Here is a 10433-nt window from a genome sequence, read left to right on the forward strand (position 1 = left end):
CAGCCGGTACCGATTGCGTATTCCCACGTCAGCGCAGCACTCCTATACTGACCGCATGTTGATGTCGCTGTGGTTCGGCGTCATAGCATCCAGTGCATTGGTTCTGGGTGCCTTCATTGGTGTCCGGTTTGAACTTCCGAAGCGACTCCTCGCCATGCTTCTGGCGTTCGCCGCCGGGGCGCTGATCACAGCACTGGCCTTCGAACTGTTCGAAGATGCCTATGAACGTGGCGGGATCATCCGCGCAGCCATCGGGCTGATAGGTGGCGCGGTGGTGTTCACGGTCCTCAGCGCTTTGCTGGACCGTTGGGCGCAACCCGGAAAGCAGGAGCAGGCCACGCCTGCGGACGAGTTCCAAGGCAGCGCCAAACTCGATACCGATGCCGCCGCGTCCGATAGAGCTCCCACTTCTGCTTCAACACGGGGAGCGGCAGGGCTGGCTTTGTTGGCCGCGGTGACCCTGGACGGAGTGCCTGAGAACGTTGCCCTGGGAATCGCCCTGGGTGAGGGCACCGGCGGGTTGGCCCTGCTCGCGGCCATCTTTGTCTCCAACTTCCCGGAAGCCCTTGTCGGCTCAGCTTCCATGCGAAGCCAAGGGCGTTCAACCGGCAGTATCCTGGCTCTCTGGCTGGGCTGTGCGGCCTTGCTGGTCGTCGCCGTTGTTGTCGGCGCCGGGCCGCTGTCAGGAACGGACCCGGAGGCCATCTCGATACCGTTGGCATTCGCTGCCGGCGCCGTCATCGCTTCCCTGGCAGACACGCTGATGCCCGAGGCCTACGAACACGGCGGCCCGGCCGTCGCGCTCAGCACCGCGGCAGGGTTCGTCCTCGCATTCGTGTTGTCGCTGGCCTGACCGGCCCCGCCACGCACCAAGTACCGCCCACCCAGCAAGCCGCCACCAGGAGGGATAACCTCGCGGGCGAGAAGCCGCTACTTACCGAGGCCTGCCTTGCGAAGGGCCTCAGCCATTGCCGTGTTCACGGGTGCGGGCTTAGGCGACTGGCCACGTCCCCCAGCGGGATTAGGCGGCTTCTGGCCGCCGGACCGCTGCGGATCCTGCCGGCCGGAACCACCGGACTTCTGTGCTCCACCACGCTCCGCGGCCTGCCGTCCCTCAGACCTTCCGGCACCTGGCTGTCCGGAACCTGCTCTTCCCGATCCAGGTTGTCCCGAACCCGGCCGCCCGGACCCGGCCCTTCCTGCACTGCCTCCCCTGGAACCCTGTCCGCCCGAGGAAGGTTCGTCGTCGAGCCTCAACGTCAGGGAAATCCTCTTACGCTCTGGGTCCGCCTCCAGAACCTTCACCCGGACCACCTGCCCGGACTTCACCACCTCGCGGGGATCGGATACGAAGCGGTTGGCCAGGGCCGAGACGTGGACCAGCCCATCCTGGTGCACGCCCACGTCCACAAACGCGCCGAAAGCCGCAACGTTGGTGACCGTTCCCTCCAGCACCATCCCGGGCTTGAGGTCGGAAATCTTCTCGATGCCCTCAGAGAACGTCGCCGCGGCAAAGGCAGGGCGCGGGTCGCGTCCCGGCTTGTCCAGTTCGGTGAGGATGTCGGTGACCGTAGGCAAGCCGAACGTGTCATCCACGAAGTCCCGCGGATCCAGTGAAGAAGCCGGCGCTGAGCCGGCCGCAACGAGGATCTTGCGCGCCACAGCGTAAGCCTCCGGGTGAACGCTGGAAGCGTCCAGCGGCTCCGCTCCCCCGGTGATCCGCAGGAAGCCGGCACACTGCTCGAACGCCTTGGCACCCAGCCGCGGCACCTTCTTGAGGTCGGCGCGCTTCTCGAACGGGCCGTTCTGGTTCCGGTAGGCCACGATGTTTTCGCTCAGCAAGGGCCCGACGCCGGCCACCCGGCTCAGGAGCGCGGGTGAGGCGGTGTTGACGTCCACCCCCACCGCGTTCACGCAGTCCTCCACCACGGCGTCCAGGCTACGGTCGAGTTTCGATGCCGTTACGTCATGCTGGTACTGGCCCACGCCGATGGACTTCGGGTCGATCTTCACCAGTTCAGCGAGCGGATCCTGCAGGCGCCGGGCGATGGACACCGCGCCGCGCAGGGAAACGTCCATGCCCGGCAATTCGGCGGCTGCGAGCGCGGATGCGGAATAGACGGACGCTCCGGCTTCGGACACCACAAGCTTCTGGGGCTTCCGGTCCACATTGGGCAGCCGCTTGATCAGCTCGGCTGCGAGCTTGTCCGTCTCCCGCGAAGCCGTGCCGTTGCCGATCGCCACGAGTTCGACGGCGTGCTGCCGCGCCAGCCGCTCCAGCGTCGCCAATGCTTCGTCCCACTTCCGGGCCGGAGCGTGCGGGTACACCGTATCGGTGGCCACAACCTTGCCGGTGCCGTCCACCACCGCGACCTTTACGCCCGTGCGCAGGCCCGGATCCAAACCAAGCGTGGCGCGGTTACCCGCAGGGGCGGCCAGCAGGACGTCGCGCAGGTTGGCTGCGAACACCCGGACGGCTTCGTCCTCGGCGGCGGTGAACATCCTGCCGCGGAGGTCGGCCGTGAGCCTGGCCAGAACCCGGGACCGCCAGGCCAGCTGCGCGGTCTGCATCAGCCACGCATCGGCGGGACGGCCGCGGTCGGCGACCCCGAGGCACCTTGCCACCGCGGACTCGTACCGTGAGCGGGCGGCGGCCAGGGCGTCGTCGTCCGCCGGATCTGCCTCAGCGAGGTCGAGCTCAAGAACGCCATCCTTTTCCCCGCGCAGCAGTGCGAGGACCCGGTGGGACGGCATGCCGGCGGGTGCCTGGGCGAAGTCGAAGTAGTCGGCGAACTTCTGGCCCTCTGTTTCCTTGCCCTTCTTCACGCGGGACACCATCCGGCCCTGCGTCCACAGCCGCTCGCGGAGGTTGGCGGCGAGGTCCGGGTCCTGCGCCACCCGCTCCACCAAAATGGCGCGGGCACCGGCGAGCGCTGCGGCGGCATCCCCAATGGCGTGTTCGGCGTTCAGGTACTTCGCGGCTTCACGATCGGGGTCGAGGTCCGGCCGCTTCAGCAGGGCATCGGCGAGGGGTTCCAGGCCTGCTTCCCGCGCAATCTGCGCTTTGGTCCGCCGCTTGGATTTGAAGGGCAGGTAGATGTCCTCGAGCCGCGACTTCGTGTCCGCAGCGAGCACCGCCTTCTTCAGCTCGGGGGTGAGTTGGCCTTGCGCTTCGATCGCGTCGAGGACGGCACGACGGCGGTCCGCCAGTTCGCGGAGGTAGCGCAGGCGGTCGTCGAGTTCACGGAGCTGGGTGTCATCGAGCGTCCCGGTGGCTTCCTTGCGGTACCGGGCGATGAACGGGACTGTCGACCCGCCGTCGAGCAGCTCGACAGCCGCCTTCACCTGCCAGGCCTTCACGCCCAGCTCTTCAGCGATCTGGGCGTAGATGGCGTCGTCCGGCTTTGAGCCAGCAGATGCAACGGAAGAGGGCGCTTGCGGCAGTTGAGTCACCAGAACATCTTGCCCTACCCGCCTGCCCGGCTCCACTGCCGGTTCCGCGGCGGGGCGCGTTGGCAGCCGTTGCAGGGAGTCCGAATAGTGCCGGGCAAGGGTATTCCGTTCCCGCCCGCAGAGTGCTGTAGTGGAGGTGCCGTCACAGGCACCCACTGCTCAGGGAAGAGGCCGCCATGCGCGAACTGCTTGTTGTGTTTCAGGAGGGGTTCGAGGAAGCCAATGTCACCGTGACGGTCAACGGTAAACAGGCGTGGCGGGAGCTCGGCGTTTCAACCAACCCCATCCTCGGCATAGCGTCCGAGGTTTCCGTGGAGCTGCCGGCGAAGGGCGCCCACGTGGGGGTTGAGGTGACCAACCGCGGCCTGAAGGCGATCACGAAGGTCAGCGGCAAGCCCAAAAGCGTGCTCGTGTCGATCGAAGACGGCAGGCTGGTCATGACAGAAGGGACGGGCCGGGAGGCGCTTTTGTAGCCAGTATTTCCGCCCTTGAATCTTGTCCCACTTAAGGCCTAGTAAAAGTCCATTCGATGGAGTAGCATCTGATCACCGCCGGCTTCCAGAGGGGCCCGGCGGGCCAAATTGAATAAAAGCCGGAGGTCGTCGGATGGCCTTGGGCTCTTGTTGCCGGTCCCAGCACACCGGCAGCCAACAACGGCGGCACCCAAAGCCGGGTGCCGCCGTTGTTGCGATTTCGCGCTGCTTAGCCCTGGTAGACGGGGTAGTCCGTGTAGCCTTCGGCGCCCTCGGCGTAGAACGTGGACGGGTCCGGCTGGTTCAACGGCAGGCTTTCCTTCCAGCGGCGGGCGAGATCCGGGTTGGCGATGGCGGGACGGCCCACCACCACAGCGTCGGCGTGGCCCTCAGCGACAAGGTTGACTGCTTCCTCACGCGTGGTGATGACACCGAACCCGGTGTTGACCAGGAACGTGCCGCCGAAACGGGCGCGGAGGTCCTGGACCAGTTCACCCGTGGGTTCGTGGTGCAGGATGCTCAAGTAGGCAAGGTTGAGCGGGGCGATGCTGTCCACCAGGACTTCATAGGTGGCGCGGACGTCGGCGGCGTCGGTCTCGGAGATGCCCTGGACGTTGTGCTCCGGGGAGATCCGGATGCCCACCCGGTTCGCACCCAGCGCGGCCACCACCGCGTTGACCGTCTCGATGACAAAGCGCGCCCGGTTTTCCGGGGAGCCGCCGTAGCTGTCGGTCCGGACGTTGGAGTTGGGGGCCAGGAATTCATGCAGGAGATAGCCGTTGGCCGAGTGCAGCTCGACGCCGTCGAAGCCGGCTTCCACGGCGTTCAGTGAGGCGTTGACGATTTCCTGGATCAGCAGGGGCAGTTCGTCGGTGGTGAGGGCGTGCGGCACTGGGTAGGGCTGCTTTCCGGAGGGGGTCCGGACTTCACCCTCGATGGCGACGGCGCTCGGCGCCACGAGCGGGTGGCCGCCGGTGATGTCCGGGTGCGAGACCCGGCCGCCGTGCATGATTTGCGCGAACATCCGGCCGCCCTCTGCATGGACGGCGTCGGTGACCTTCTTCCACCCCGCTACCTGTTCCTCGGTGACGATGCCGGGCTGGCCCGGGTAGGAGCGGCCCGCCGGGCTGGGGTAGGTGCCTTCGCTGACGATAAGCCCCAAGGAGGCGCGCTGGCGGTAATGCTCGACGAGGAGGGGGCCGGGGACACCTTCCTCACCCGCGCGGAGCCGGGTCAAGGGCGCCATGACCAAGCGGTTGGGAAGCTCAAGTTCGCCGAGGGTGAGAGGGGAAAACAGCATGCGCAGTTCCTTTCGAAGGCTGAAGTTCGTACTGTTCATGCCAACTGGGGCGCGCGTGCAACTATTCCGGGTGCGACCGGAATCACACCGGGTCACGGGGCTGACTAAGGCGGTGTTGCCACTCCCGGGCAGCCCTGGCCTTGGGGGTTGGCGTTGCAGTCGTCAGCGTAGTTGCGGGTCAGGGAACGCCAGACGCTGACGGTCTGCGGCGGAGCATTGAACTGTCCCTGGCCGGGAATGGGCAGGGGCGGGCCGGCATTGACGGAGTACGTTCCCTGGAAGGACGTAGTCAGTACTACTTGGAAGTCGCCGGTTTCACCGTAGGCGTGGCTTGTCCGCGTCTCTTCACCCCACCGGTCCTGCGGGAGCGGGCCACCCATGGAGGGCTGGGGGCCGAACACTGTGCCGTCGCCGTAGTTCCAGGTGTATTGGACCGGGGTTGCCACCACATGCACGGCCTGGCCGAACATGGTGATGTCGAACTGCTGCTCGACGGCTTCGGCATAGAAGTTCGTCTCAGCACCTCGCAGCGTGTGCGGGCTGGGTTGCGCCACGACCGTCCCGGCACTGATTGGAAGGTTCTGGAACTCCCGTTGGATATCGGCCGCGATTCGGGGCAGCAGGTCCTCAGGCCGCGCGTCATAGAGGCAGGTTGGGCCAGAGTGGATCGCCCAGACTGCGCCGGGAACACCCCGCGGCTTCGAGTACCAAATGACAGGAATGCCTTCTTCACCGTCCGGCCCGTTAGTGCACTCCACCTGGCGCCCAAGGCATTCAGTATCAAAGTCTCCCCCGCCAAGGTGGCATTGAAGTTCGTACTTGTACTCATTGGGGTCGGTGCTCACAGTGGTTGGTCCAATGCGAACAAATTCGCCAGTGTCGGGGTCAGTTCCCCAGTTATCAGCACCCATTTGAAGCCCGGAGTCAACGAAACCCCCACCGATATGTGGCCTCTCTTTTGACGCCTCTTCCGCATAGGCAGTCAAAAGAGAGCTCGTCAAAAACACCACGCAGCAGGCGAGGATTGCGAGGACCTTGCCCATGTAATGCATGTTTACCGGATCAGCCCTAGGTCGTTGACCACCCATTCTGCACCGGCGAAATTCACCATCGCAACGCTTCCCGCATTCGTTGCAGCTGTCTTCTCTTGATACGGGCTTCCGTCTTGGTTATGGATAAGGAGTTCTTTCTGCAGCACCTGAAGAACCACTTGCGTATCACCGTCAGCTGAAGGCTTTGCGGTTGCAACCGGAATTTCTATTTGGCCGCCAGAAATCCATCTGCCCTCCGCCCAAGCAGCTTCAATATCGCTGATGAGTCCCTGACAAAAAGAGCATTCAGCTTTGGACAGCTTCGATAGGGCAGCAGTGTCACCCGTCTCGTATGCATAGCTCAGGACCGAGAACCAATACTTAGTAAATGCTTCAGCGCCCTCCTTCGTCTCCGTCTTAGCGACCTCGGGCAGGACTGGAACGGGGACGTTTTGGGCGGGGCCGGACGCGTCGGCGGGTTTGTACACCGCGCTGGGCGTGGGCGTTGGGGACGGAGTTGGGTCGGAGGTGGCAGAAGTTGTAGGCGCTGGGGACGAGGTACCGGGATCTGCAGGTGCTCCGCCCGCGCAACCCGCCAACGCGAGGCAAGTAGCAGCAGCAAACACAACTGCTCCGGACCGCAAGCCGCGGGACATAAAGCCACGGGACATTAAGACGTTGAGTGATGTCATGGGCCGCTATTCCCCCAGTAGTTTCAAGACGGCTTACTCCGGACAGTGCCTTAAGGGTAGCCCACGTCACAATCCACCGATCAAACTTATCCACAGGCACCCGCTTCCGGTTTTACCACCCGACAAACCCAAGGAAAAGTCATAGGAAAAGCCGGCACCAAACAGGTACCGGCTTTCCATATCCCGAAAAAAGGGCCCAGAAGAAGCTACTTCTGCGGCGGCAGCACCAACTCCCCCGTCTTGTCCGTCGACAAGGCGAGCGACGAGACATACTGCGGGCCGCCGTCGGGCCCGTCCTGGGCAGAGCGCACCATGTCCGGACGCTCAAACTCAATGCCCGTCACGTGGCACAGGAGCTTGGCGTCGCTGGGGTTACCTTCGGCGTCGAACATGGGCAGGTCGATGCCGTCGTCGGTACGCCGCAGGTAGTAGCGCCCCTGAGTCACAACAGCCAGCAGAGGCGGAAGAACCACAGCCAGCCCCACCGCGAAGATCGGCGAATACGGCTGGATTGCGGAACCGAACGCGCCGAAGAACACCGCGATCGAGATGCCCGCGGACACCAGCATGGACACGAAGCCCACCGGGTTCACGGCGTAGAGCATTCCCCGGCGGAATTCGGGCACCTTGGGCGAGATTTTCAGGAGGTACTTGTTGATGGCGATATCGGACGCCACAGTGACAACCCAGGCCATGGCGCAGTTCGCGTAGAAGCCAAGGATGGTGTTGAGGAAGTCGAACATGTTGGCTTCCATCAGCACCAGCGCAATCGCCAGGTTCACCACCACGAACACCATGCGGCCCGGATACGTCTTGGTGATCCGGGTGAAGCTGTTCGTCCACGCCAGCGAGCCGGAGTAGGCGTTGGTGACGTTGATCTTGATCTGCGAAATGACCACCAGCACCACCGCGAGCGTCATGGCCAGCCACGCGGGCATCATCTCCCGGTAGACGCCAAGGAACTGGTGCACCGGCTCGTTGGCGGTGGCAGACGCAGCAGGATCCAGCGTCGCGATCAGGTAGATGGCAATGAACAGGCCGACGATCTGCTTGATGGCACCGAAGATCACCCAGCCCGGCCCGGCCAGGATTACCGCGCGCCACCAGGCACCCCGGTTGGCGTCCGTGCGCGGCGGCATGAAGCGAAGATAATCAATCTGCTCGGCGATCTGCGCCATGAGGGACAGGCACACACCCGCGGCAAGCATCACCGACGCAAGGTTGGGACCGCCGTCGCCCGATTCCCCCGTGTAGGCAAAGAACGTGTTAATACTCTCGGGATGGGACAGCAGCAGGTAGCCCACGGGCACCACCATCAGGAGCAACCACAACGGAGTAGTCCACACCTGGAGCTTGGCCAGCGTGTTCATGCCGTAAATGACGAGCGGGATGATGATCACGGTGGAGGCGGCGTACCCCAGCCACTGCGGAACCCCCAGGCCAACTTCCAGCCCCTGGGCCATGATGGAGCCCTCCAGCGCGAAGAAGATGAACGTGAAGGTGGCGAAGATGACGTTGGTGACCACCGAGCCGTAGTAGCCAAAGCCCGAGCCGCGCGTGATCAGGTCGAGGTCGATGTTGTAGCGCGCCGCGTAGTATGCGAGCGGAAATCCGGTGGCAAAGATGATCACCGCTGCCACCAGGATCCCGAAGATCGCGTTGACCGTCCCGTACGCAATCCCGATGTTCGCCCCGATGGAGAAGTCGGCCAGGTACGCGATCCCGCCCAAAGCACTGGTTGCCACCACGCCCGCGCTCCATTTCCGGTAGGAGCGGGGAGCGAACCGGAGCGTGTAGTCCTCCAGGCTCTCCTTGGTGGCGTTGAGTGCCGCGGCGTTGCCCGCCGTCGTTGTTGCCGAAGCGCTGCCGACGACGGCCGCACCAGGCGGTGAAGCCGGCTCCAGCAGTTGCGTCGTGTCTGTGTCATTGGTCATTGTGTGCGTCGCTTTCGTCTCTGATTGGTCTGCTGCGACGCTATCCAGCCGGAAAGACAGACCGGTCACGGAACTGTTTCCACGGCGTTAAGTGTTGACTGCTCCTGTCAACAAAACCATCAACCAGGGGTTGTGGCCATTCCACAAAAACGGCCACGGACCGCGGAACTACCGTCAGGAAGAGAACTTCAGCGAAAAGGACCAGCAATGACGACGCACCCGCAACTCCTGGACCACCCGATCCTCGAGACAGCACGCCGGCAGGTATTCGAAGAGGGCATCGGGCTCTCCGAGTCCCAGCTGGTGGACATCCTCCGCCTCCCGGACGTGGCCCTCCCGGCTGCGCTGGAGCTGGCCCACCAGGTCCGCCTCCGCCACTGCGGTGAGGACGTCGAGGTGGAAGGCATCATCTCCATCAAAACCGGGGGCTGCCCCGAGGACTGCCACTTCTGCAGCCAGTCCGGTGTCTTCGACAGCCCTGTCCGCGGCGTCTGGCTGGACATTCCCGAACTGGTGAAGGCGGCCAAGGAAACTGCCGCCACGGGAGCCACCGAGTTCTGCATCGTTGCCGCCGTCCGAGGTCCCGACATCAAACTCATGAACCAAATCAAGTTCGCCATCGACCGCATCAACGAGGAAGTAGATATCAACATCGCGTGCTCCCTGGGCATGCTCACGCAGCGGCAGGTGGACCAACTCGCCAGCTGGGGCGTCCACCGCTACAACCACAACCTCGAAACCGCGCGCAGCTACTTCCCCCAGGTGGTCACCACCCACACCTACGAGGAACGGCTGGAAACCTGCGCCATGGTCAAGGACGCCGGCATGGAGCTGTGCTGCGGAGCCCTGATCGGCATGGGCGAGACCCTCGAACAGCGGGCCGAGCTGGCCGCCCAGCTCGCGGCCCTGGAACCGCACGAGGTTCCACTGAACTTCCTCAACCCCCGCCCCGGAACCCCGCTCGAAAACCAGGAAATCATGGACGGCAAGGACGCCCTCCGCGCCATCGCCGCCTTCCGGCTGGCCATGCCCCGCACGGTCCTGCGCTACGCCGGTGGCCGCGAGCTGACCCTCGGCGATTTGGGCACGCGCGAAGGACTCCTGGGCGGCATCAACGCCGTCATCGTGGGCAACTACCTCACCACCCTCGGCCGCCCTGCCACCGCAGACCTCAACCTCCTGGTGGACCTCAACATGCCCATCAAGGAACTCCAGAAGACCTTATGAGCACCGCCCCTCAAGCGCTGGACCCCGAAGCACAGCATTGCGGCCTCTGCGGCGGGATCCTCAATAGGCAAGCGTACGACGGCGTGGGCGCACCGCCGTCGGACCTCCACCTGGAGTGCGCGGCGCGGCTGCACTTGGAACCTCCACGCTTCTGCGTGTGCTGCGGAAGGCGGCTGAAGGTGCAGGTCTCCCCGTCGGGCTGGTGGGCGCAGTGCTCCCGGCATGGAGCCACCACCTCCTGACGGGCCCACCCAGCAGCGGTGAAGGCACGCCCGGAAGAAGCACCAGTCCATCCAGCACCCGGCATCCAACACCCTCTGGCA

9 protein-coding genes are annotated in these 10433 nt (G+C 64.4%); 4 read left to right on the forward strand and 5 right to left on the reverse strand.

The window, feature by feature from the left end:
- Positions 1-55 precede the first annotated feature (55 nt).
- Positions 56-853 carry a ZIP family metal transporter gene (locus P2Q66_RS05955; protein ID WP_079597768.1) on the forward strand — a complete coding sequence of 266 codons (798 nt, stop codon included), beginning with the start codon at positions 56-58 and terminating at the stop codon, positions 851-853.
- Positions 854-930: 77 nt separating this feature from the next.
- On the opposite strand, the gene P2Q66_RS05960 is transcribed toward P2Q66_RS05955, so the two are convergent.
- Complete coding sequence (locus P2Q66_RS05960; RefSeq protein ID WP_275726320.1) at positions 931-3453, reverse strand: Tex-like N-terminal domain-containing protein; 2523 nt, start codon at positions 3451-3453, stop codon at positions 931-933.
- A gap of 176 nt (positions 3454-3629) precedes the next feature.
- Here P2Q66_RS05960 and P2Q66_RS05965 point away from each other — a divergent pair, with 176 nt between their 5' ends.
- Positions 3630-3926, forward strand: coding sequence for a hypothetical protein (locus tag P2Q66_RS05965; protein ID WP_275726322.1), 297 nt, complete (start codon positions 3630-3632; stop codon positions 3924-3926).
- Between the two features lie 229 nt (positions 3927-4155).
- Here P2Q66_RS05965 and P2Q66_RS05970 read toward each other — a convergent pair whose 3' ends face one another.
- The 4 genes from P2Q66_RS05970 to P2Q66_RS05985 all read right to left on the reverse strand — a co-directional run bounded on the left by P2Q66_RS05970 (position 4156) and on the right by P2Q66_RS05985 (position 8883).
- Positions 4156-5226 carry an alkene reductase gene (locus P2Q66_RS05970; RefSeq protein WP_275726324.1) on the reverse strand — a complete coding sequence of 357 codons (1071 nt, stop codon included), beginning with the start codon at positions 5224-5226 and terminating at the stop codon, positions 4156-4158.
- A gap of 104 nt (positions 5227-5330) precedes the next feature.
- Positions 5331-6071 carry a hypothetical protein gene (locus P2Q66_RS05975; RefSeq protein WP_275726325.1) on the reverse strand — a complete coding sequence of 247 codons (741 nt, stop codon included), beginning with the start codon at positions 6069-6071 and terminating at the stop codon, positions 5331-5333.
- Between the two features lie 209 nt (positions 6072-6280).
- The gene (locus P2Q66_RS05980; RefSeq protein WP_176156875.1) at positions 6281-6745 is read right to left on the reverse strand and encodes a DUF6318 family protein; all 465 of its coding nucleotides are present in this window, start codon (positions 6743-6745) and stop codon (positions 6281-6283) included.
- A gap of 410 nt (positions 6746-7155) precedes the next feature.
- On the reverse strand, positions 7156-8883 hold the full coding sequence (locus P2Q66_RS05985) for a hypothetical protein (RefSeq protein WP_275726326.1): 1728 nt from the start codon (positions 8881-8883) through the stop codon (positions 7156-7158).
- A 207-nt stretch (positions 8884-9090) separates the two neighbouring features.
- Between P2Q66_RS05985 and bioB the strand changes: the two genes are divergently transcribed.
- Positions 9091-10110, forward strand: a complete 1020-nt coding sequence (bioB, locus tag P2Q66_RS05990) for a biotin synthase BioB (RefSeq protein ID WP_275726327.1) — start codon at positions 9091-9093, stop codon at positions 10108-10110.
- Positions 10107-10352, forward strand: coding sequence for a hypothetical protein (locus P2Q66_RS05995; protein ID WP_275726328.1), 246 nt, complete (start codon positions 10107-10109; stop codon positions 10350-10352). The genes bioB and P2Q66_RS05995 overlap by 4 nt, the downstream gene beginning before the upstream one ends.
- Positions 10353-10433: the final 81 nt, after the last annotated feature.

The sequence above is a fragment of the Arthrobacter sp. Cr_A7 genome (assembly GCF_029222765.1).
Lineage (GTDB): Bacteria > Actinomycetota > Actinomycetes > Actinomycetales > Micrococcaceae > Arthrobacter.

Coding starts and splice junctions, on each gene's coding strand:
- P2Q66_RS05965 (WP_275726322.1), top strand. CDS start 3,630: ATGCGCGAACTGCTTGTTGTGTTTCAGGAGGGGTTCGAGGAAGCCAAT.
- P2Q66_RS05995 (WP_275726328.1), top strand. CDS start 10,107: ATGAGCACCGCCCCTCAAGCGCTGGACCCCGAAGCACAGCATTGCGGC.
- P2Q66_RS05970 (WP_275726324.1), bottom strand. CDS start 5,226: ATGCTGTTTTCCCCTCTCACCCTCGGCGAACTTGAGCTTCCCAACCGC.
- P2Q66_RS05955 (WP_079597768.1), top strand. CDS start 56: ATGTTGATGTCGCTGTGGTTCGGCGTCATAGCATCCAGTGCATTGGTT.
- bioB (WP_275726327.1), top strand. CDS start 9,091: ATGACGACGCACCCGCAACTCCTGGACCACCCGATCCTCGAGACAGCA.
- P2Q66_RS05985 (WP_275726326.1), bottom strand. CDS start 8,883: ATGACCAATGACACAGACACGACGCAACTGCTGGAGCCGGCTTCACCG.